Origin of the sequence: Neorhizobium sp. DAR64862/K0K3 (assembly GCF_050500185.1) — a bacterium.
Classification (GTDB): Bacteria; Pseudomonadota; Alphaproteobacteria; order Rhizobiales; family Rhizobiaceae; genus Neorhizobium; species Neorhizobium soli.
The window spans coordinates 1,500,679-1,522,431 of record NZ_CP191449.1; the positions used below are offsets into that span (position 1 = coordinate 1,500,679).

22 protein-coding genes and 1 pseudogene are annotated in these 21,753 nt (G+C 58.8%); 9 read left to right on the plus strand and 14 right to left on the minus strand.

The genetic code is table 11. From position 1 onward, the window contains the following. The 3 genes from ACQY1L_RS07270 to ACQY1L_RS07280 form a co-directional block, all read right to left on the minus strand. Positions 1 to 963 (minus strand): carbohydrate ABC transporter permease, encoded by a 963-nt coding sequence (locus tag ACQY1L_RS07270; RefSeq protein ID WP_062457132.1) that lies wholly within the window; start codon positions 961 to 963, stop codon positions 1 to 3. Next, positions 956 to 1,858 carry a carbohydrate ABC transporter permease gene (locus tag ACQY1L_RS07275; protein ID WP_062457134.1) on the minus strand — a complete coding sequence of 301 codons (903 nt, stop codon included), beginning with the start codon at positions 1,856 to 1,858 and terminating at the stop codon, positions 956 to 958. The genes ACQY1L_RS07270 and ACQY1L_RS07275 overlap by 8 nt, the downstream gene beginning before the upstream one ends. A 97-nt stretch (positions 1,859 to 1,955) precedes the next feature. Next, positions 1,956 to 3,185 (minus strand): ABC transporter substrate-binding protein, encoded by a 1,230-nt coding sequence (locus tag ACQY1L_RS07280; RefSeq protein WP_092662250.1) that lies wholly within the window; start codon positions 3,183 to 3,185, stop codon positions 1,956 to 1,958. Positions 3,186 to 3,538: 353 nt separating this feature from the next. Between ACQY1L_RS07280 and ACQY1L_RS07285 the strand changes: the two genes are divergently transcribed. Further along, a complete protein-coding gene (locus tag ACQY1L_RS07285; protein ID WP_062581404.1) occupies positions 3,539 to 4,582 on the plus strand; it encodes a LacI family transcriptional regulator in 1,044 nt (347 codons plus the stop codon). Positions 4,583 to 4,635: 53 nt separating this feature from the next. On the opposite strand, the gene gndA is transcribed toward ACQY1L_RS07285, so the two are convergent. Continuing rightward, on the minus strand, positions 4,636 to 6,069 hold the full coding sequence (gene gndA / locus ACQY1L_RS07290) for an NADP-dependent phosphogluconate dehydrogenase (RefSeq protein WP_113112163.1): 1,434 nt from the start codon (positions 6,067 to 6,069) through the stop codon (positions 4,636 to 4,638). A 163-nt stretch (positions 6,070 to 6,232) separates the two neighbouring features. Between gndA and ACQY1L_RS07295 the strand changes: the two are divergent. Further along, positions 6,233 to 6,631 (plus strand): annotated as a pseudogene (locus ACQY1L_RS07295) (SRPBCC family protein); the annotation flags it as partial. A gap of 6 nt (positions 6,632 to 6,637) precedes the next feature. Here ACQY1L_RS07295 and ACQY1L_RS07300 read toward each other — a convergent pair. The 8 genes from ACQY1L_RS07300 to ACQY1L_RS07335 form a co-directional block, all read right to left on the minus strand. Further along, the gene (locus ACQY1L_RS07300) at positions 6,638 to 7,351 is read right to left on the minus strand and encodes a PAS domain-containing protein (protein ID WP_430243584.1); all 714 of its coding nucleotides are present in this window, start codon (positions 7,349 to 7,351) and stop codon (positions 6,638 to 6,640) included. Positions 7,352 to 7,522: 171 nt separating this feature from the next. Further along, on the minus strand, positions 7,523 to 8,458 hold the full coding sequence (locus ACQY1L_RS07305; RefSeq protein WP_062457157.1) for a lipid A biosynthesis lauroyl acyltransferase: 936 nt from the start codon (positions 8,456 to 8,458) through the stop codon (positions 7,523 to 7,525). Positions 8,459 to 8,464: 6 nt separating this feature from the next. Beyond that, positions 8,465 to 9,493, minus strand: coding sequence for a zinc-binding dehydrogenase (locus ACQY1L_RS07310; RefSeq protein ID WP_062457160.1), 1,029 nt, complete (start codon positions 9,491 to 9,493; stop codon positions 8,465 to 8,467). 62 nt (positions 9,494 to 9,555) lie between these two features. Next, positions 9,556 to 10,842, minus strand: a complete 1,287-nt coding sequence (locus ACQY1L_RS07315; RefSeq protein WP_062457163.1) for a beta-ketoacyl-ACP synthase — start codon at positions 10,840 to 10,842, stop codon at positions 9,556 to 9,558. 11 nt (positions 10,843 to 10,853) lie between these two features. After that, a complete protein-coding gene (locus ACQY1L_RS07320) occupies positions 10,854 to 12,050 on the minus strand; it encodes a beta-ketoacyl-ACP synthase (RefSeq protein WP_062580616.1) in 1,197 nt (398 codons plus the stop codon). 102 nt (positions 12,051 to 12,152) lie between these two features. Next, positions 12,153 to 12,626, minus strand: a complete 474-nt coding sequence (locus ACQY1L_RS07325) for a 3-hydroxyacyl-ACP dehydratase FabZ family protein (protein WP_062457169.1) — start codon at positions 12,624 to 12,626, stop codon at positions 12,153 to 12,155. A 22-nt stretch (positions 12,627 to 12,648) separates the two neighbouring features. Continuing rightward, positions 12,649 to 12,933 carry an acyl carrier protein gene (locus tag ACQY1L_RS07330; protein ID WP_430243587.1) on the minus strand — a complete coding sequence of 95 codons (285 nt, stop codon included), beginning with the start codon at positions 12,931 to 12,933 and terminating at the stop codon, positions 12,649 to 12,651. A 159-nt stretch (positions 12,934 to 13,092) separates the two neighbouring features. Then, a complete protein-coding gene (locus ACQY1L_RS07335) occupies positions 13,093 to 14,058 on the minus strand; it encodes a nucleoside hydrolase (RefSeq protein ID WP_430243589.1) in 966 nt (321 codons plus the stop codon). A gap of 199 nt (positions 14,059 to 14,257) precedes the next feature. On the opposite strand from ACQY1L_RS07335, the gene ACQY1L_RS07340 reads away from it, so the two are divergent. Further along, a complete protein-coding gene (locus tag ACQY1L_RS07340) occupies positions 14,258 to 15,043 on the plus strand; it encodes a TSUP family transporter (RefSeq protein ID WP_113112241.1) in 786 nt (261 codons plus the stop codon). A gap of 31 nt (positions 15,044 to 15,074) precedes the next feature. Here the strand turns inward: ACQY1L_RS07340 and cobU are convergent, their stop codons facing one another. After that, on the minus strand, positions 15,075 to 15,596 hold the full coding sequence (gene cobU, locus ACQY1L_RS07345; RefSeq protein ID WP_430243591.1) for a bifunctional adenosylcobinamide kinase/adenosylcobinamide-phosphate guanylyltransferase: 522 nt from the start codon (positions 15,594 to 15,596) through the stop codon (positions 15,075 to 15,077). A gap of 298 nt (positions 15,597 to 15,894) precedes the next feature. Between cobU and ACQY1L_RS07350 the strand changes: the two genes are divergently transcribed. From ACQY1L_RS07350 to ACQY1L_RS07370, 5 genes are all read left to right on the plus strand, one after another. After that, positions 15,895 to 16,038, plus strand: a complete 144-nt coding sequence (locus ACQY1L_RS07350) for a hypothetical protein (protein ID WP_430243593.1) — start codon at positions 15,895 to 15,897, stop codon at positions 16,036 to 16,038. A gap of 663 nt (positions 16,039 to 16,701) precedes the next feature. Then, positions 16,702 to 17,697: an ABC transporter substrate-binding protein gene (locus ACQY1L_RS07355; RefSeq protein ID WP_092662231.1), complete on the plus strand. Its 996-nt coding sequence runs from the start codon at positions 16,702 to 16,704 to the stop codon at positions 17,695 to 17,697. Between the two features lie 204 nt (positions 17,698 to 17,901). Beyond that, the gene (locus ACQY1L_RS07360; protein ID WP_062457186.1) at positions 17,902 to 18,810 is read left to right on the plus strand and encodes an ABC transporter permease; all 909 of its coding nucleotides are present in this window, start codon (positions 17,902 to 17,904) and stop codon (positions 18,808 to 18,810) included. Then, positions 18,803 to 19,855 (plus strand): glycine betaine/L-proline ABC transporter ATP-binding protein, encoded by a 1,053-nt coding sequence (locus tag ACQY1L_RS07365; RefSeq protein ID WP_325265313.1) that lies wholly within the window; start codon positions 18,803 to 18,805, stop codon positions 19,853 to 19,855. Before ACQY1L_RS07360 ends, ACQY1L_RS07365 begins: the two co-directional genes overlap by 8 nt. A 165-nt stretch (positions 19,856 to 20,020) precedes the next feature. After that, positions 20,021 to 20,371, plus strand: a complete 351-nt coding sequence (locus tag ACQY1L_RS07370) for a hypothetical protein (RefSeq protein ID WP_062458086.1) — start codon at positions 20,021 to 20,023, stop codon at positions 20,369 to 20,371. 132 nt (positions 20,372 to 20,503) lie between these two features. Here the strand turns inward: ACQY1L_RS07370 and ACQY1L_RS07375 are convergent, their stop codons facing one another. Further along, positions 20,504 to 20,662 carry an entericidin gene (locus tag ACQY1L_RS07375; protein ID WP_062457192.1) on the minus strand — a complete coding sequence of 53 codons (159 nt, stop codon included), beginning with the start codon at positions 20,660 to 20,662 and terminating at the stop codon, positions 20,504 to 20,506. Between the two features lie 295 nt (positions 20,663 to 20,957). Between ACQY1L_RS07375 and ACQY1L_RS07380 the strand changes: the two genes are divergently transcribed. Next, the gene (locus tag ACQY1L_RS07380) at positions 20,958 to 21,734 is read left to right on the plus strand and encodes a formyl transferase (protein ID WP_430243596.1); all 777 of its coding nucleotides are present in this window, start codon (positions 20,958 to 20,960) and stop codon (positions 21,732 to 21,734) included. The last annotated feature ends 19 nt before the right edge of the window (positions 21,735 to 21,753 follow it).

Here is a 21,753-nt window from a genome sequence, read left to right on the forward strand (position 1 = left end):
TCATCCCTTCACTGCGCCAGCGGCGATGCCGCGGACGAAAAGGCGGCCGGATACGAAATAGACGATGAGAGGGACAGCACCCGTCAGAAGCGTCGCCGCCATGTTGACGTTGTATTCCTTCACCCCCTGCACGGAGTTGACGATGTTGTTGAGCTGCACCGTCATCGGGTAGCTGTCGGGCCTCGTGAAGACGACGCCGAACAGGAAGTCGTTCCAGATGCCGGTGACCTGCAGGATCATCGCCACCACGAAGATCGGGAGTGCCATGGGCAACATGATGCGCCCGTAGATCTGCCAGAAACCGGCCCCATCGATGCGCGCCGCCTTAAACAGTTCTTCCGGCAGCGAGGTGAAATAGTTGCGGAACAGAAGCGTCAGGATCGGCATGCCGAAGATGGTATGGACGATGATCAGCCCGGTCAGGGTTCCGTAGATCCCGATCTCACGCAGGATGATGACGATCGGATAGATCATGACCTGGTAGGGGATGAAGGCTCCGATGATCAGGATGGAGAAGAACAGCTCCGACCCTTTGAAGCGCCAGTTGGCGAGCGAGTAGCCGCTGACCGAGGCGATGAAGATCGAGACCACCACAGATGGCAAAAGGATGCGGACGGAGTTCCAGAAGCCGCGTGACAAGCCGTCGCAATTGAGGCCGGTGCAGGCTTCTGCCCATGCCTTTACCCAGGGCTCGAACGTGATCTCCATGGGCGGCGAGAAGACGTTGCCCATCCGTATCTCCGGCATGCCCTTTAGCGATGTCACGACCATCACGTAAAGCGGCAGAAGGTAGTAAAGCGCCGCAAGGCCGAGCGTGCCGTAGAGGATGATGTTGCGGCGTGAGAGCCTGCGCTTTGGTTTGCGACCACTCGGGCCCTCCAGTGCGCGTGACGGTGTTGTCGCCAGCACTGCGGCATCTGTGACGACGGTCGATGTGGTGTCGAAAGTGGAAACGTTAGCCACGCTTGCGCCCTCCGAATTCGAGATAAGCCCATGGGACAATGATGATGGCGACGGTCAGCAGCATCATGGTCGATGCGGCAAAGCCCTGGCCAAGGTTCTGCGCCTGAAACATGTAGTCGTAGACGTATTTCGCGGGCACTTCGGACGCGTTGCCGGGTCCGCCTGAGGTCTGCGCCACGACGAGATCGTAGAGCTTGACGATGCCGCTCGCGATGATGACCAGCGTGGTGATGAAGACCGGACGCATCATAGGGATGACGATGAAGAGGTAGGTCCGCCACATCGGAATGCCGTCGACGCGCGACGCTTTCCAGATATCCTCGTCGATGCCGCGAAGACCTGCGAGCATGAGGCACATGACGAGCCCCGTGCCCTGCCACAGCCCGGCAATCAGGATGCCGTAGATGACGATGTCGGGGTCATAGACCGGATTGAATTCGAAGGTCTCCCAACCGAGCGACCGGACGATGTGCTGGATGCCGAATTCGGGGTTCAAGATCCATTGCCAGACGAGGCCGGTGACGATGAAGGACAGCGCGAACGGATAGAGAAAGATCGTCCGGAAAACGTTTTCGAAGCGGATCTTCTGGTCCATCAGCGCGGCGAGCACAAAGCCGACAACGAGGCTGAAGATCAGCGACAGGATGCCGTAGATCGCGAGATTCTGGATGGAGATCAGCCAACGTGCCGAGCCCCACAAGCGCTCGTACTGATCAAACCCGACGAATGTTGCGCGCGGCAGAAGTCTCGAATTGGTAAATGAGTAGATGACCGTCCAGACGGAACCGCCGAGGAAAATTACCAGCGCGACGAAGATCATCGGGATGGAGGCAATTTTCGAATTCAGGTTGCGAAACAGCTGGTTTGGTCTGGCAGATTGATGGGTTTTCGCCATGTGTTGTCCTCGATCGGCTGCAGCGTGAAGGCCGCAGGTTTCCGGGCCGGCCCCGCGCTGATGCGGGGCCGGTCAAGGTCAGCGATTTGAAGCGGTGTCAGTCCGCAGAGCTGATGATATCGACGAAGCGCGCCTGAGCATCCTTCACGGAGATGGAGCTGCTGAAGAACTCCGACATCAGATCTTCCTTCTGTTTCTGCGTATCGGCAGAGACAAGCTGGTCGGTGCTGGTGGCGGTGTTACCCTTGGCGATGATCGCGATACCCTTCTTCATGCAGTCGTTGGCGGCTGCCATGTCGATATCGCCACGGATCGGAACCGATCCCTTTTTCAGGTTGAATGCGACCTGTAGCTTGGGATCGACGATCGTTTCGGCGAGAACGTTCTGCGCCTCCGACTTGGCTTCATCCTTCAGCAATGGGAAATAGATGGCATCGCCGTTGGTTGTCAGCACGTCGTTGATGCCGAGCCCTGGCAGGCAGGTGTAGTCGGTGCCGGCAGTCTTTCCTGCCAGCGAGAACTCACCCTGTGCCCAGTCACCCATGACCTGGCCACCGGCCTTGCCGGTCAGCACCATGTTGGTGGCCTGGTTCCAGTCCTGTACGTTCGAACCCTTGGCGAGTTCGCGTGCCTTGTCGGCTGCTGCAAAGATCTTGGCCATTTCAGGCCCTGCAGCAACCTTCGCGTCCTTGTCCTTGTAGACCTTCTCGTAGAGGTCTTTGCCGCCCAGCGAGATCAGCAAGGTATCGAACAGGCCATTGGCCTGCCACGGCTGACCACCCAGTGCCAAAGGCTGGATACCGGCCTTCTTGAGCGCGGGCGCTGCTGCGACGAACTCGTTCCAGTCCTTCGGAACGGCAACGCCTGCCGTCTTGAAGGCTGCGTTCGAGAGCCACAGCCATTGCCACGAGTGGATGTTGATCGGGGCACAATAGATCTTGCCCTCGAACGTGCAGCTGTCGAGCAGGTTGGCAGGCTTGATAACCTCTTTCCACTTGCCCTTCTCAGCCACATCGCTCAGGTCTCGCATGAGACCCGACTGGACCAGTTCTTCGGCCTGCCGGCCGTGGTTGAACTGCGTGGCGCCCATCGGGTCACCACCGGTGATCCGGCTGATCATGATCGGCCGCGCGGTTCCTCCCGAACCTGCGATGGCTCCATCAACCCATTTGTTGCCGGTAGCATTGAAAGCGCCTGCCAGTTCCTTGACAGCTGCAGCCTCTCCCCCCGACGTCCACCAATGGGTGACCTCAAGATCGGCTGCCTGAACAAAGCACGGCAATGCCACGGTGGCAGCCATAACGGCTGCTAAAGCACGGATGCGCATGAGTCTCCTCCCTCACTGAAACGTTGCAGTAAAAGGCTAGGACAAACATCGATGGAGGGCAACCGAAAATCGCGTGAAAGATTTGGAGCAGGTTCGCAGCAATGTCCGACAGCAGCCCGCGTGCTTCGTGTTGATGCACTTATCTCGTTACATAACAATGCTTTATAGAATTATCAAATTGATCCTTCTTCGCAGACGCAAAAGAATTGTGCGTCTGCGTTGTAACGGGTATATCGACGGCAAGTCGTTGGTTTTCAGCGAAAATAGGACTGTATCGTTGCAGATTTTTACCGTATGAACGGTGCTTGTGGAGAAGGTCGCAGTCGCCGGTGATCTCCGAGAAAGCTGCAGCCATGGATGAAGACAAACGTAGATCCTTCGGGACGATCGGCAATCAACGCCCGACCCTTAAGACAATTGCCTACATGACGGGGCTGGGTATCACGACGGTGTCGCGGGCCCTCAAGGATGCACCCGACATTGGGGCCGACACGAAGGAACGCGTTCGACTTGTGGCCGGCCAGCTCGGCTATCACCCGAACCGGGCGGGCGTCCGGTTGCGCACAGGCAAGACCAATGTGATCGCGCTCGTGCTCAGCATCGAACAGGAACTGATGGGCTTTTCCAGCCAGATGGTACAGGGCATTTCCGAGGTTCTCGGGGGCACGCAATACCACCTCGTGTTGACGCCCCACTCTTTCGAGAAAGACCCGATGGTGCCGGTGCGCTATATCCTCGATACGGGATCGGCAGATGGCGTGATCATCTCGAGGATCGAGCCGGACGATCCGCGTGTGCGGTTGATGACGGAGCGCAACCTGCCTTTCGTCACCCACGGCCGAACCAGTATGGGGATCGAGCACCCCTACCACGACTTCGACAACACGGCGTTTGCCTATCAGGCGGTCGAGCGGCTCGCCAAGCGAGGCAGGCGGCATATCTGTCTGCTCGCCCCACAGAGCAGGTTTGCCTACTATACCCATAGCCGCATCGGCTTCGAACGGGCGCTAGCCGACTTTGGCCTGAGCGAGGTGCCGATGGGACGGATCACGACGGAGACGTCGCTGGAGGATATCAGAGCCTATTCGGAGAAGCTGTCGCGGCTTCCGCAACCGCCTGATGGAATCATTTCGATGAGCGGCTCTGCAACGATCGCGATCGCCTCAGGCCTTGAAGCTTCCGGTCGAAAACTCGGCCGCAATGTCGATATCGTGTCAAAGCAGTCGGCCGAATTTCTCAACTGGATCAGGCCGGAAATCCTTGCCGTAAACGAGGATATCCGTTGGGCGGGACGGGAACTTGCAAAGGCCTTGCTGGCCCGAATCGATGGGGCGGCGCCAGAGCTTTTGCAAAGCGTCAGCCAACCGGAATGGTCGATCAAGTCACCACAGGACTGATCGAATGCAAAAGCCCGGCGCTTGGCCGGGCTTTCCGTGTTTGCAAGATAGCCTTAGGCGAAGTCGGCGAGACCGCTGCCCCACGGGCCATGGTGCTTGTCGATGCCGTCGAGGCGATCGAAACCGTGGGCACCAAAGAAGTCGCGCTGCGCCTGGATGAGGTTCGCAGTGCCGCGTCCACGACGGTAGGCATCGAAATAAGACAGCGCGGACGAGAGCGCCGGAACCGGCAGGCCGGACATGACGGCATAGGAAACCACGCGGCGCAGTGCGCCGTCGGTGTCTGCGACCATCTGGGCGAAGGCTGGCGTCACGATCAGGTTTGCAACATCCGGGTCCTTCGAGAAGGCCGAGGTGATCTCATCGAGGAAGGCCGAACGGATGATGCAGCCATCGCGCCAGATCTTGGCGATCGTCGGCATCGGCAGGTTCCAGCCATACTCCTTGGAGGCGGCAGCCATGACGGCAAAGCCCTGCGCATAGGCGCCGATCTTGGCCGCAAGCAGCGCGTTTTCGAGATCGGCGAGGAACGCCGCGCTGTCTGCCGGCGAATCGATCGCTTTCGGCAATCCGAACTGCTTTTCTGCGGCGAGGCGCTCGGTGCGCTGAGACGACAGAACACGCCCGGCGACGGCGGCCTCGATTGCGGTTGCCGCGACACCCATGTTCTGGGCTTCGATGACCGACCACTTGCCGGTGCCCTTCTGGCCGGCGGAATCAACGATCACGTCGACCATCGGCTTGCCGGAAATCGGGTCCTTTGCCTTCAGAACCTTCTCCGAAATCTCGATCAGGTACGAATTCAGGCGGCCGGTATTCCACTTGCCGAAGACGTCGCCAATTTCGGTGGCGCCCATGCCGAGACCATCGCGCAGGATGCCGTAGATTTCGGCAATCATCTGCATGTCAGCGTATTCGATGCCGTTATGGATCGTTTTCACAAAATGGCCGGCGCCGTTTTCACCGAGCCAGGCGACGCAGGGTTCATCGTGGAATTTCGCGGAGATCGAGGTCAGCACCTTCTCGACGCGCTTCCAGCTTTCCTCAGCACCGCCGACCATGATCGACGGTCCATGGCGTGCGCCTTCTTCCCCACCGGATACGCCCATGCCGATAAAGGTCAGGCCGGAACCTTCGAGGTTTTCGAAACGGCGCATCGTATCGCGGAAGTTGGCGTTGCCGGCATCGATCATGATGTCGCCCTGCGAAAGATAGGGCTTCAGGAGCTCCATCTGCTGATCGACCGGATCGCCGGCCTTGATCATGATGATGATCGGGCGTGGGGGCCGGATTGCAGCGATGAATTCTTCCAAGGTCTCGCAAGGAACGATCTGGCCTTGCAACGCGCCCGCCTCGGCGTAGAATTTCTTGGTAACTTCCGCTGTCCGGTTGAAGACGGCGATCTTGTTGCCTTTTTCCGCGATGTTGAGCGCGAGGTTTGCACCCATAACGCCAAGACCGATAAGACCGATTTCTGCCTGTTCCACGGATATGCCTCCAGTTTTAATTTGACGCTGTTTTGGCATCCTCGTTTCCAAACGGCAAGGCTAAGACGAAAGCGAGCCCGTTTATTCGCGGATGCGCCGGCTCGTGCGACCAAGAGAATTTCCGAGTGGCATGCCACTCGGCGTAGAACCCAAGGAGGCCTTCATGACGGTCATGCCCGCACGCGTAATCCACCTCTCGATCGAGCGGAACTGGAGGGATGTCTACGCATTTGCAAGGCGTCCGGAAAACATGGCAAGCTGGGCTTCCGGCCTTGCCGCAGACCTGCGCGCCGAAGGTGAAGACTGGATCGGCGATGGCGGTCCGGTTGGAACAATCCGTGTTCGCTTCGCTCCCGACAACGACTTCGGCGTGATCGATCACAGGGTCACGTTGGAAAACGGGATGTCGATGGACAACGCGCTGCGTATCATACCGAACGGTGCTGGAGCTGAAGTTCTGTTCACCCTTTTGCGCCAACCCGGTACCGACGATGCGGCGCACGATGCGGATGCCGCGCATGTCCTTAAGGATCTGCAGTCGCTGAAGGCAATCATGGAACGCTCAGCGTCAGGCCGCAGGCCTCTTCCGCCGATCGGCGGTCTCTTGAATGATCAGGAGAACACCGATCATCGTTGAGGACCGCTGGAACGGCGACATGCGGCAGCGAAGCACAAGCGTCTCGCCTCCGACTTGATCTGCATAGGTGACCGACGTGCTTTCTCCTTCGAAGCAGCGGTCCAGGTTCGGCTTGAACTCGTTTCGAAATCGATGGAGACCGACAAATTCCCCGATATGCCGGCCGACGAGTTCCTCACGGGGAATGTTCAGCCGCTGCGCGTTCGTCTCGTTGGAATAGAGAATGCGATAACCGGGAGCGACGACAAGAATGCGGTCCGAAAGCTGGTTCAGGAGGGAATCGTCGAGAATGCCGCTGGAGACGGCTTGGTCGATCGGCGACGATTGGTCCTGCCCCTCACCGGGAGCTCCCGGCGCTTCCGCACAGGTGGTCTGCGGTGCAAGATACCGCTCGACCAGGGTCTGCAGGAGGTGAGCGTTGCGCCGAACGCAGCTGCGATCGTCCGCTTCCTCATTCAGGAGGTCGAGCGCAAAACGGAACTGGGCCTGAATGCTGCCGGCATCGGATTCGGCGCTGCCAAAGATCGCCAGGAGCAAAGGATCAAGTTCGCGGTCGAGACTGGCTGTCAAAGCCTCGTCTTCGCGGTCGATCGCCTGCTGTAGCTCTCCATATTTCGACCAGAAAAGATCGATCAATGCTTGCAAGACAATGCCCTCTCCACACGAGCCTCACGTCAGCCGTGGCCCTCTGAGACGACTGCGTCCAATCTCGTATAATACATCACACGTTAAATGTAGTCTCAAAAACGGCCCCTAAAAATGGCCGGTAAATACCCGTAGACGCTTGCAACCCACGAGAATTGTGGCCTCAGGAAATCAATCTGTGACCGTTTTCTTGATGTGCCAGCGGTCGTGATACCACAGCCACTGTTCAGGGTATTCCCGCACCCAGGATTCGACCTTGTCGTTCAGGACCTGAGACGTGCCCTGAATGTCGAGATTGCCGCGTTCGTCGCGCGGAAGTTCGATGCGAGGCTCTATCTCAAGGCGAAAACGGTTGTTCGGGAGACGGATGCAGCGGGCCGGATAGACATCCGCATCAAACTGACGCACGAGCTTGGCAAGAAGCGGGTTCGTCTTAACAGGGCGTCCGAAGAAATTGGTCGACAAGCCTTTTCTGAACTTCTGGTCGACGAGGACACCCACCCCCCCGCCCGCGTCCAGGCGCCTTGCCAGCGAGAACGATGACCCCGCATGCGACGGCACGAGCTGCCCCATGCGGGCACTGCGGAACGAGAAGACCTTATCGGCGATGTAAGGGTTGTTCGGCGGACGGAACAACACCATGACCTCGAGACCAAAGGCCTTGCCGGCGACAGGCAGGAGCTCGAAATTGCCGGTGTGGGCGGTAAAGACGATAAACGGACGTGGGTTGTCGCGCAGGTCCAGGAAGATCGGGGTGCCCGAGACTTCCACCCTGCCCGGCTCTGCCTGTTCGGGGTCGAAATCGAACAGCCGGTCGAGGAAGACATATTCGGCGGCGAGCCTGCCCATGTGTCCCCAACTCGCGACAGCGATCTCCTGCAGCTCCGCCTCACCCTTTTCCGGAAAGGCGTTGCGCAGATTGGTCATCATCAGTTTATGACGCCAGAATTTCGGCCCGATGTAGCGTGCGAAGCGATCGGCAAACCGGATCGCCGGATCCGCCGGAAAGATCTTCAGGAAATTCAGCAGCCCGAACGTGAGCTGCGCCACCAGCCATTGGCGGAAGTGGATAAGCTTCAGAACAATCCGGGTAATGACCATCTTCATCAGTGGTCAGTCCATCCTCAGGACGATCTTGCCGAAGATCTGGCGGCTCTCCATGCGGGCAAGTGCCTTGTGGATTTCATCAAACGTGACTTCTGTGTCGATCACCGGATGAACGATGCCCTGGGCCATCTTCTGCATGGCATCGGCCATGTTCTCCATGCGGCAGCCAAACGAGCCGATGAGCTTCAACTGCTGCTGGAACAGCATCATCAGATTGAGGTCGGTGGAAACACCCGAGGTGGAGCCGCAAGTGACGAGGCGTCCGCCGCGCTTCATGCACAGCATGGAACCCGCCCAGGTATCCTTGCCGACATGTTCGAAGACGACATCAACGCCCTTCTTCTTGGTCAGCTTGCGCACGACGCCTTCAAACCGATCGACGCGGTAGTTGATGACATGATCGGCGCCGAGCGCCTTGGCCTTCTCGATCTTGTCGTCCGAACCGACCGTGGTGATGACCGTGCAGCCCATTTTCTTTGCCAGCTGGATGGCGGCAGATCCGATGCCCGAGCCGCCGGCGTGAATAAGGATCGTCTCGCCGGGCTGGAGCTTGGCGTTATCGAACAGCATATGCTCGACCGTGCCGAACGTGACAGGCGCGAGTGCTGCTGCAACGGCATCGACGCCCGGAGGTGCCGGAACGAGAAGACGGGCCGGAAGATTGGCCTTTTCCTGCGCGAAGCCATCGAGATGGAAGCCATGAACACCCGAGACATTTTCGCAAAGGTTGTCGCGCTTTTCGCGGCACGCCTTGCAGAGACCACAGGTACGGGCGCCGTAAATCGACACAAGCTGGCCGGGCAGAACATTCGAAACACCGGGACCTATGGCTTCCACGACGCCGGAGGCCTCGGCGCCGATCGTCAGCGGCATCTTGCGCTTGGCGAATGCCATACCGCGCCAGCCCCAGACGTCGATGTGATTGAGTGCTACGGCCTTGACACGCAACGTGACTTCGCCAGGACCCGGCGCCTCCGGCTCGGGAATGTCGACGGCTTCGAGCTTGCGGTCATCAATCAGTTGCAGCGCGCGCATAACAGGTCATCCTCCGCCCGTTTGGGCGTTCAAAAGTCTATAAAATCTCTTGGGGGCTCGCCTTACGCCGGTTCAAGCGTCATGACAAGGCTGGCGTTCTGGCCGCCGAAGCCGAAGGAATTGGACAGAACCGCCCTCGGCGCACCGTCCCGCTTCACATTCGGCACCACATCCAGCTCGATCGTCGGATCGGGATTGGTGTAGTTGATGGTCGGCGGCAGAGTGCCGGTCAGCATCGTCTGGATCGAGAATACGGCTTCGACAGCGCCGGCTGCCGTCAGCGTGTGACCGATCATCGACTTGTTCGACGACACCGGAATACCCTTCAAACCTTCGCCAAATACGGCCAGCATGGAGCTATATTCCATCTTGTCGTTTTCCGGGGTCGATGTGCCATGGGCGTTGATATAGCCGATGCCGCTTTCGTCCATGCCCGCATCTTCAAGCGCCGCCCGGATCGTGGCGATCGCCGGGCCGCCGTCCGGGGACGAGCGGGTGCGGTGGAAGTGATCGGCCTTTTCGCCGAGACCCTTGACGATGCCGAGCACCTTGGCGCCGCGGGCAATGGCCGACTGCAGCGATTCCAGCACCAGCGTTGCCGCACCTTCCGCGATGACAAAGCCGTCACGATCCTTGCTGAACGGCTTGGACGCCTTTTCCGGCGGATCATTTTGCGTCGAAAGCGCAGACAGAAGCGAGAAGCGCACGAGTGCCTCGACGCTGACAGAACCGTCGGTCGCAGCGACCAGAGCCTTGTCGGTACGACCCTGACGGATCGCTTCGACGCCGAGCTGGATCGCGGTTGCACCAGAGGCGCAGGCGGTGGAAAGCGTTACGGGCAGGCCACGGGTACCAAACTTGTCGGCCAGGCGCTCCGAAATCGAACCGAACTGGACGGCTTCGAGAAAGACAGGATCAGGACGCTCGCGCATGGCCGTCAGAAAGCGATCGTAGGCATCGCCCTGCTGCGTCGATGGCGGTGCACGGTCTGCAAGCGCGAAACGGTCGGACCATTCCGGCTCGACTGGCGGAGCGGCCAGAAACAGCGGTCCGTCGAAATCACCGGACAAGCCGGCTTGGGCCAACGCTTCCGCCGTTGTCTCGCGGGCGAAGGCAAACGAGCGCTCGACCGAGTTTTCGGCTGGAACCTTGATGAAGTCCACCGTGCCGCTGATGCGGGTCGAAAGGCCTTCGGTCGGAAAACGGGTGATCTTGTGGATGCCCGACGTGCCAGAGGTCAGCGCTGACCAGTTGTCATCAAGACCCTGTCCGAGCGAGGTGATGACGCCCATGCCGGTGACCGCGACGATGGGCCGGCCGAGATGATCCGTGAAGCGGTTGTCACTCATGACTGTCTCCTTCACGCTTCAGCAGAGAGGACAGCAATCCCCTCGCCGCGCGTATATCCAACTGTAGTGACAATCGCCTGCTTTGCCGGGGACGCCATCGGCGTCTCGTTTGCGGCGTCGAAGGCCGGGACCTTGGCAGTCGATTCGAGCGTCAGCGCTGCAAGGGCGATGCCGAGCGGGAACTGCGCTTCCATCGCGTGGCCCGTAACGCCGCCAAAGCCGCGGATCGCGGAACCCGGGAAAGCCTGCTCGAGCGCTGTCTTTTCGCGCTTCGCGAGATCGACCATGCCGCTCGCGCCGGAGAACACGACAGTTTCCGCCCCTGGCGTGCCGTGGGCGGTGAGCCGCGACATGCGCTTCTCGAGCCCGCCATCGTCGCGGTTGCCGCGATCGCCTTCGACGGCATCGATCGTTGCATAGATCCGTGCACCACGCGCCTGCGCGTAGCCGCGGGATTCGAGAACGAGAAAGGCGCCGACCGAACCGGTGATCATTCCGCCGCCATTGTCCGGCGAGCGAGACCACAGCGGCTGCCAGCCGCCTGTCGCGTGAGCACGGATGCCCTCGACCAGCAGAAGAATATCAGCCCGTTCCGCCACGAAGGCGCCACCGACGAGACTGTGGCTCGACTGGCCCGCCTTGAGGCGGTGGAAGGCGGTTTCGATGGCCGAGATACCGGCCGATTCTTCGCCCATGAAGGTGCGGGACGAGCCGGTGACCTTGTGGACGATCGAGATATTGCCGGCCATCAGGTTCGAAAGCTGGGCGAGAAACAGGGTGGGACGCAGCTCTGTCGTCAGCTTCTCATTGAGCACCATGTCGCGGTCGTTGCGCTTCAGGGCTTCGTCGACAATCAGCGAGTCGACCTTGATGTCGCGCTCACCGCCGCCGGCTGCAACGATCATGTCCATCGAGGCGCAGGCATCCGCATCCGTCTTCAAACCTGCGTCGTCGAGAGCGAGGCCTGCGGCGAAAACGCCGAGGCGCTGCCAGTTCTCCATCTGGCGCTGATCGCCGCGCTTGGCGATCTGTGCGGACCAGTCGATCTCAGGCATGGGATGGACAGGATAGGGTTTGAAACGCTCCGTTTCGACCTTGGGCTCGTCAATGGACGATCCCGTCAGAAACGCGACATGCGGCTCGATGCCGACGCCGAGCGAGGTCACGATGCCGACCCCGGTAATCACCACATCATTGTCAGACTTCATAACTGTCCTCTTTGCGCGGCCATTGACCAGCGACGACATCAGGCACGACGGGACACTTTAGAACCGGTCCGTCCGGGCCGCATTATTCCCGAAGGCTTTGCGTCAGGTGCCGGCTTGCATCGCCGCAATGAGGCCGATCTCTTCGGCGCGCTTGCGCACGATCGGCGCCAGCGGAACTTCACTGAAAGGCATGGTCCGCAGCTTGAGCTGCGCATCGCACACCTTCTTGCCGCCCGACGTAATCTTTGCCTTTGTCACCATGTAGCCGGAACCCTCATGCTCCAGAAACGCCTCGATGTCGAGCACGGCGTTCGGCTCGACAAACGCACGCATCTTGGCACTGTCCACCGACATCAGGAATGGCATCGCGGCGAAATCGGTCGCCGCAAGAACCAGCATTCCGGATGCCTGCGCCATGGTTTCGATCAAAAGCACGCCCGGCACGAGCGGCATTCCCGGAAAGTGCCCTTCGAAAACAGGGCTCTTTTCAGGAACGACCGAGCGTGCAGTCAGCGTTTTTCCGGCAAGATCGAGCGTTTCCACCCGATCGATCATCTGGAAATATTCAAGAAGCATGAACTTGCGCCGACTGTGGGCTTTAGCCCTTTGCCGCCTTCAGTTCGTCGATCTTGGCGCAGAGGTTCTTCAGAACGAAGTATTCCTCCGTCGAGACCTTGCCCTCGTTCACTTCCTGGGTCCACTGCTCGAGCGGGATCTTGATCCCGAATTCCTTGTCGATCGCGAAAACGATGTCGAGGAAGTCCAGGCTGTCGATGCCAAGATCGTCGATCGTGTGGCTCTCCGGCGTGATCGTCTCGCGGTCGATCTCGCTGGTTTCAGCGATGATGTCGGCAACTTTGTCGAATATAGCAGTCACGCCCATGTCCTTTTAAAAAGTCTGTATTCGGTGTTCCACATAAGGAAACCAATCGAAAATGCCAATGGGTTCCAACAAGACGGCGCCAATTTGCCGCTACATTGTTGCCTAAACATCGATTGCCGATCGGTCAGAATGCCAAACCGCCCTCAAATTTGAAGAGGGCTAGGCCGGCCGACCTGCCGTCAGCGCGACACGGATAACGTCCAGGACCTTTTCGGGTTGGACACCGACCGCGACCTTCTGGCTTGGCTGATCATCCCAAGGACTATCGACGAACCGTCGGCCTGTGTCAGGCGCCTGGATCGTCTCGCCATCGGCAATGCCGCCGCAGACCACGCGGACAGGGCCGCTGCGGAGCTTGAACAGATCGGGCGCCACCAGATAGACGCAGGCACAGCTGTCGTGGATTGCCATTCCATCGAGACCCGCGCCCTGGCGGTAGAAATCGATATAGAACTGCGAAAGGTCGGACAGGAGTGTTAGCGCCTTATCGCCACCCTTGGCCAACTCAGCCATATCATCTGACGACATCATCGTCTTCATGGTGACGTCGAGGCCGAAAGCAATGACGTTCCACGGCGCGGTAAAGACGATATCGGCGGCATCCGGATCGCCGTGAATATTTGCTTCGGCTGCTGGTGTCACATTGCCATTGACGTCGAAAGCGCCGCCCATGATCACCACCTGCTTGGTCAGGCCTGCGATCTCCGGATCAGCCTGCAGCGCCAAAGCCAGGTTGGTCATGCGACCGACCGCGACAATGGTGATTTCGCCGGGATTGGCCCTGATCGTATCGATGATGAATTGCGATGCCTCGCGCGGATCGAGCGGCCAATCGATTTCGAGAGGCACGCCGATATTGCCGAGGCCGTCCTCGCCATGCACGATCGTCGGCGAGTGCTGCTCGACCCGCGACGGATCAAGCGTCTTGCCCGCCCCTTTGGCGATCGGCGCGTCGATGCCCCACTCCTTAAGCAGGAACTGCGCATTACGCGTGGTCAGTTCGATCGAGGCATTTCCGAACACCGTCGTCACACCGACAAGATCGATATCCGGATGGCGATGCAGAAACAGCAGCGCCATGGCGTCGTCTACGCCGGGGTCAGTATCGAATATGACTTTTTGCATGCGAATACCTTGATATGCTCGCCGCCTGCCAGCGGCCGTTCATCGCGCAACATAGCGCCGCAACGGTTTACTGCAATGCAGCCGCAACCTGCAACCGCTGCCAGCGCCCCTCCTATTGCCGGATCACCGATTCGGTGCCACAAGCCGGCGCGCATCCCTTCGCCATTTCCCCTCCTCTCCTTCACGCAGAGCGCCAGCCTTGAGCGACATTGCATTTCAGCTGCTTTTTCTTCTTTTCCTCGCAGCCATCTTCGCGGGGTTCGTTGATTCGATTGCGGGTGGCGGCGGGCTGATCACCATCCCCGTCTTGCTCATTGCCGGCATTCCGCCGCTGGAATCGATCGCGACGAACAAGCTGCAATCCCAGTTCGGCTCGGCATCGGCAACAATCGCCTATGCGCGCAAGGGCCATGTGAAGCTGAAAGAGCAGCTGCCGATGGCGGTGATGGCGGCGCTCGGCGGCGCCATCGGTGCGCTGCTTGCCTCCATCGTTCCAGCCGAATTCCTGACGACCGCGATCCCCTTTCTGCTCGTGGCAATCGCAATCTTCTTTGCGATCAAACCCAATCTCGGCGATCTGGAAAGTCACCGACGGGTGACGCCGTTCGTTTTCGGGCTGACCGCCGTGCCGATCGTCGGGCTCTACGATGGCGTCTTCGGGCCAGGCGCCGGATCATTCTACATGCTGGGCTTCGTTCTGCTCGCCGGCTTCGGACTGCTGAAAGCAACCGCCCACACGAAGCTCATCAATCTCGGCTCCAACTTCGGGTCGTTTCTGGTGTTTGCAGCGTCGGGATCGGTGCTCTGGAAGATCGGCCTGATGATGGGCGTTGGCCAATTCATCGGTGCGCAGATTGGGTCGCGACTGGCGATGCGGAACGGTGCGAAGATCATCAAGCCGCTGCTGGTGATCTCCTGCATCGCGCTTGCGACCAAACTGATCGCCAATCCGGCTCATCCGGTTCGTATCTGGCTGGGGTTCTAGATTATCTCCCGACCGGAACCAGTATAGCCCGTCACCCCTTCATCTTCAGCGGTAAGCCGGCGGCCACGAAAAATACATCGTCTGCCACGGCTGCGATTGCCTGATGCAGGCGGCCGGCATGATCACGGAAGTCTCGCGCCATGCGATTGTCCGGCACGATACCAAGACCGACTTCATTCGACACGAGGATGACGGTCGAAGCAGTATCCCTCAGATAAGACAGAAGTCCTTCCGAGGCTGAGGAAATGTCTGCCTCCGCCATCATCAGGTTCGTAACCCACAGCGTGAGGCAGTCGACGAGGATGACGACATCATCAGAGTCTATGCTGCGAAGGTTGGCTGCGAGGTTCAACGGTGTTTCGTGGGTGATCCAGCCCGTGCCACGGTCGGCTTGATGGCGCAGAATGCGTTCTTCCATCTCGGCGTCATAGGCGCGGCCTGTGGCAATGTAGTGCCTGTTGAGACCGGTTTCGCCGCTAAGTTTTTCAGCGAAGGATGACTTGCCGGATCTGGCGCCGCCAAGGACAAGGACGACGCGCCCGGAGCGGGTCATGGCAGCAGGCCGATCGCAGAGAAAGGGACCGGACAATTCGTAGATGAGGAAGGCGTCCGGCCCTGCTGGTGTTTGCTCTGGATTTGCATTGCAGCGCCATGTTGACTCGTTGAAGGTCACCCGTCAATCCCATGCGGGTTAGACATTTCGGGGCGCGATCTCACAACTTTCTCAATGGGCATTCTGTTTGCGACATGCGCTGCCGACTTGTTGCGTTGAAACGCGCTGGTTCGCCGCGTATCTGAGCGCATATGAAAACGACATGGCTTCGGTCTACGAAGCCTCTGAGGAAACACCGATGCTTTACATCTTCAAGAACAATGACAGCGTTCAGATTGCCTGGAATTCGAGCCTTCCGCGTCGTGACCGTCAGACCCGCGCCATGGAACTCGACACGCGCTTTTCACTGCTCGGTTTCATCCGTACGTTCAGCGCTGGCTGATGTGAAATGAGAACCCAAAAGTCGATATGAACGCAACCATAGCGCGATCTTTCATTTCGAGATCGCTTGCGTCACTGCAAAATGGTTATGGCGGCCGGTATGCACTACCTGATCCGGCGCCAAGTCGTTCGAGGACGACCATGGCGGCAACATCTACGCGTACATTCTTACCGTATGGTTATTAGCGCGTTACCAATGCCTGCAGTTTCAATTTTTTTTCCCCACACTGCGTGAATTTTTCTTTGCGACAGCGAGGGCGCTAATCAGCCACTAAACGTCAAATATCGGACGTGACAAAGTGCCGACTGCATGAACGGGCTGCTGCTGGTTGCAGAGTTTGCTTAGTTATTGCCGGCGATGGCGCTTTTGTCGTCACAAAAGACGCGAACACGATATCTTACAAGGGCTTGGTGATATGCCCGTTATTGTGCGGTTACTCGCGGACAGTTGATTTCTGCTTCGGAAAACGTAGGCTGATACTGCTGACACATTATTGCGCAACGCCTGTGACATCATTCGCTGGCGTATAAAAGACGCATGAGGCCAGCTGGCCGGTGCAATCACATCTACCGGTTGATCGCACAAAGCCGCAGTCATCGGGTGCCGGCTATCGGCGCCTCCAGAGTTGAACACTGTCACGAATAAGACTGGGAGGTCTTACACATGAAGAAACTCCTCACTTCCGCAGCCTTCGCCGCCGGTCTTTACGCTTTTGCCGGCACTGCCCATGCCGACTGCGGTTCGGTATCAATCGCAGAGATGAACTGGGCGTCCGCAGGGGTTGCCGCTCATATCGACAAGATCATTCTCGAAAACGGGTATGGCTGCTCGGTGGAAATGGTGACCGGCGACACGATGCCGACCTTCACATCGATGAACGAAAAAGGTCAGCCTGACCTTGCACCCGAATTCTGGGTCAACGCGGTGCGCACCCCGCTCGACGCAGCGGTCAAGGAAGGACGGCTCGTCATTGCAGCGGAAATCCTTGCCGACGGCGCTGTCGAAGGATGGTGGATCCCCAAATTCCTCGCTGACGCGCATCCGGATATCAAGACCGTGCAGCAGGCGCTTGCTCATCCCGAACTCTTCCCGGCACCGGAAGACAAATCCAAGGGCGCGGTCACCAACTGCCCGTCCGGCTGGAACTGCCAGACATCGACCGCCAACCTCTACAAGGCTCTCGGCGCAAGCGAAAAAGGCTTTGAACTGGTCGATACCGGCTCTGCTGCCGGGCTCGACGGCTCAATTGCCGGCGCATTCGAGAAGAAGACCGGCTGGCTCGGCTATTACTGGGCTCCGACCGCGATTCTCGGCAAGTACGAGATGGTGAAGCTGTCCTTCGATACGCCGCATGACAAGGCCAACTGGGATGCCTGCACGGCGGTTCCGGATTGCCCGAACCCAAAGGTCAACTCCTATCCGAGTTCGGAAGCCTTCACGGTCGTAACGAAGAAGTTCGCCGACAAGGCCGGCGTCGCGATGGATTACATCAAGGCCCGCAAATGGGGCAACGCCACGATCAACAGCGTTCTCGCCTGGCAGACCGACAACCAGGGCACCAATGAAGACGCCGCCAAGCACTTCCTAACAACCAGCCCGGAAATCTGGAGCAAGTGGGTCAGTGCCGACGTCGCCGAAAAGGTAAAGGCCGCTCTCTGAGCCTAGCTTTGACAATGAGGGAAGCCGATCTGCGGCTTCCCGCTCAAGGCGCGTGAGAAGTCGCGACAAGCCGTCCACCGCTGACGGTCGCGCGAACCCGACGCCTTATCCATTGCAGACGTGCATGAAGCTGATTTGGTCAGGAAGGCGCTCGGGCAGCCATGCCGGGTTACGCCAAAAATCCAACCTATAAAGGGGAACATCATGGCAACCTGCAACTTCCTGCCGAACGCTCTCTGTAGCTTTCCGGCGATCAGCGACGCTTCCATCCGTGAAGCACGCAAGGTCATCGATGAGGGGTTCAAGAGCCTTGTTCGCGAGTATACCGGCTTTATCGATACGATCGTCCAGCCCCTGCAATGGTTCCTGAACTTCCTGGAAAGGCTGTTCACCAACTCGCCGTGGATCATCGTCCTCGCCGTCATCCTCACCATAGTCTATCTCGGCAGCCGCAGCATCCGCATCACCATCGGTACCGCGCTCGGAATGTCGTTCATCGGCTTTATCGGCCTTTGGAACGATGCGATGATCACGCTCGCGATCACCACGGTCGCAACTCTGATCTCCATCATCGTCGGCATCCCTATCGGCATTCTGATGGCGCGGTCCGACCGGGCGCAGGCAAGCGTCAACCCGGTTCTCGACGTGATGCAGACCCTGCCGAGCTTCGTCTACCTCATTCCCGTGGTGATGATTTTCGGTATCGGCAAAGTTCCGGGACTGATTGCGGTGGTCATCTATGCGGTCCCGCCAATGATCCGCCTGACCAATCTCGGCATCCGGCTTGTCGACAAGGAAGTGCTCGAAGCCGCGGATGCGTTCGGTTCGTCGCCAAGCCAGAAGCTGAAGAACGTGCAGATGCCGCTGGCCCTGCCGACAATCATGGCCGGGATCAACCAGACGATCATGATGTCGCTGGCGATGGTCGTAGTCGCATCCATGGTCGGCGTCGGCGGGCTTGGCCGCAACACGCTGCAGGCGATCAACAACCAGTTCTTTACGTTCGGCATCATGAACGGTTTCGCGCTTGTTGCGATCGCCATCATTTTCGACCGAACAAGCCAGGCATTCGGCAAGCGCCTGCAAAAACATTCGGAGGTGGTCCATGGCTAGTCACGGCATCGAGATCAAAGGTCTCTACAAAATCTTCGGCGCGAACGGTCGCCAGTATATCGACGCCATCAAGGCGGGCATGACGAAGACCGAGCTCAACAAGAACCACGGTCATGTGCTCGGCCTGAAAGACATCAACATATCCATGCCGGCGGGTGGCATCACGGTCGTCATGGGTCTGTCTGGTTCCGGCAAATCGACCCTGATCCGCCATATCAACCGGCTGATCGACCCGACCTACGGCGAAGTCGTCTATGACGGCGTCGACGTGTGCACGATGAGCGAAAACGATCTTCGGGAATTCCGTCGGCACAAGACGGCGATGGTGTTTCAGAAATTCGCGCTTCTGCCGCATCGGACCGTGATCGAGAACACGGTCTATGGACTGGATATCCAGGGCGTGCCTCGCGCGGAAAGCTTCAAGAAAGGCCAGTACTGGATCGAGCGGGTCGGCCTCTCCGGTTTCGAGAACCACTACCCGAACCAGCTTTCCGGCGGCATGCAGCAACGCGTCGGCCTCGCACGGGCGCTGACCAACGATGCCGACATCCTTTTGATGGACGAGGCCTATTCCGCGCTCGATCCGCTGATCCGCGTCGACATGCAGACCGTGCTTCTCGATCTCCAGGCGGAGCTCAAGAAGACCGTCGTATTCATCACCCATGATCTCGACGAGGCCCTGAGGCTGGGCGACAAGATCGCCATTCTGCGCGATGGCGAAGTGGTGCAGCAGGGAACCGGCCAAGATATCGTCCTGTCACCTGCTGATGACTACATCACCGCCTTCGTCAAGGAGGTGAACCGAGGGCGTGTGTTGCAGGCAAAAACCGTCATGAAACCGTTCGACGGTCTGACTGACGGCGTCAGGCTTGCGGGCAACACGACGATCGAAGCCGCTGCGAGAGCGATCTGCGAGGCGAGCCTGACACGGGCAACGGTTACAGATCCGACTGGAGCGCCTGTCGGGACGCTCGACCTGCACACCATCATTTCTGCCATGGTAAGCCCTGCATCATCCGAGGAGGCACGGATCGCTGCGGAATGACAGGGCTCGGCGTCGGACCGTTCTGACGCCAACCCGCCATATGCCGACGTCCTTATCGACAAGGTCGACATGTTGGGCGATAAGATCGACAAAGGTCAGGACGGCGCTCCCCACGGTGTGGAGGCGTGGATCTGGCGTGAAACGATCACGGTAAAGGATGAAGACGTGAGCAACATTTCGCCAATTGGCAGCCGCGAGACCGTTGCCGAGAGTTTCGAGAACCGGTCGGCCGAACAGCAGTCCTGGCTTGTTCTGTTGATGGAGAACCCGTCGAGCGATGACCTTCTCCTGTCGGGTCTGCACCTCTACCTGGATCAGGCGAGTGAAGGACGGTTTCTCAACTCTTTGAAACTGGAAAAATCTGGTGGATGGCTCGGCAATGCAGCGCCGGCGCGGCTTCAGATCCGCATTGCGGAAGCGGCGAAATCCAGCCAGCACCCGGCTTATCAGGCGTTCAAGAAGGGTCTTGATCAGTCAGGCGGCTTCGAGCGTGCCTATCCAAAGGCTCGAGTCTGATCAAGTCGAGCAAAGCGCATCGAAACTGGCGGTAGCTTGTAAGCCAAGACTGCCCTGCCCCTCGCTGCGGGGCACCTCAGCAGCCTCGCTGCCGGCACGTGATGGCCGACAGCGGAGCTGGGGAGTAACTAATTACTGTGCAGCCTTGCCAACGCGGTGGCCGGCGTCCTGGGTGGCGTTCACGGTGTTCGCCGTGTCCTGGCCTACGCCGCGGATCGTGTTGCCACACGAGCTGAGCGAAGCTGCCGTTACGAAAAGTGCGGCGATAACCGTGACTGTCTTTGCCGTCATGTTAGAAAACTCCCTGGATGAAGATCAAATCGTTCGGAAAATCAATTTCCGGCACAGGAACGTTCCAGCTCGGAAAAAGTTCACGTGATCAAATGTGATGTGTCTCTTAGCGACCGCTGTGATGCTTTTTGGCAACAGCCCAATCGCGCCCGATGACTTCACCGCCGGTTCCAGCACAATGATACAGGACAAATCGGTTGTCGCAGCGCGCGAACCGAGAGGTCGGTGTGAATTTGCCAATCTTTCCCCGTTACTATGAGCGCGCACGCTACGCGGTCAATTACGGGGCAGGCCCATGACGGAACATTCATCTTCTCGGGTTTTGATCATGACTGCTGGCGGCATAAACCCGCAGGTGATGATCAATGCCATCCATCGGGAGTTTTCTGATCTCCACGTTATCCAGGAGGAAGCGGAACCGAAATCGATGCTTCTGAAGCGGCGCGCGAAGCGGTTTGGATGGATGCATGCGCTTGGTCAGCTGGCTACGATGATTGCGTCACGGCTCGGCAAAGGCATCGCAGCGAGACGATCTGAAGAGATCATTCACGAGCACGGGTTGATAGCGGCTCCCAACCCGGCAGTTCCTGTGACATCCGTATCGTCCCTGAATGACGCTTCGTGTCACGCTGCGGTAAGTGCAATCCGACCGGCAGTCGTCTTCACGATATCCTGCCGTATCCTGTCATCCCGAACGCTTGCCGCGATCCCCTGCCCCGTGATCAACTTCCACGCTGGCATCAACCCGATGTATCGTGGCCAGATGGGTGGATACTGGGCTCTCGTGGAAGGCGACGCGCAGAATTTCGGGGCAACCGTCCATCTCGTTGACAACGGGGTCGATACCGGCGGAACGCTTTACGAGAAACGGATATCTCCGGCCCGTTCCGACACGATGGCAACCTATCCGCTCCTGATGACGGCATCCGCGACGGATATCGCAATCAAAGCAATCCAGGATGCGATCACGGGCAATCTGAAGACGTATGAACCAGCCGGGCCATCAGCCCTGCGCTTTCCGCCGCCGATCTGGACATGGCTTTATCACGGCATCACCAAGAAGATCTGGTGATGCTCACGGACATGCCCGA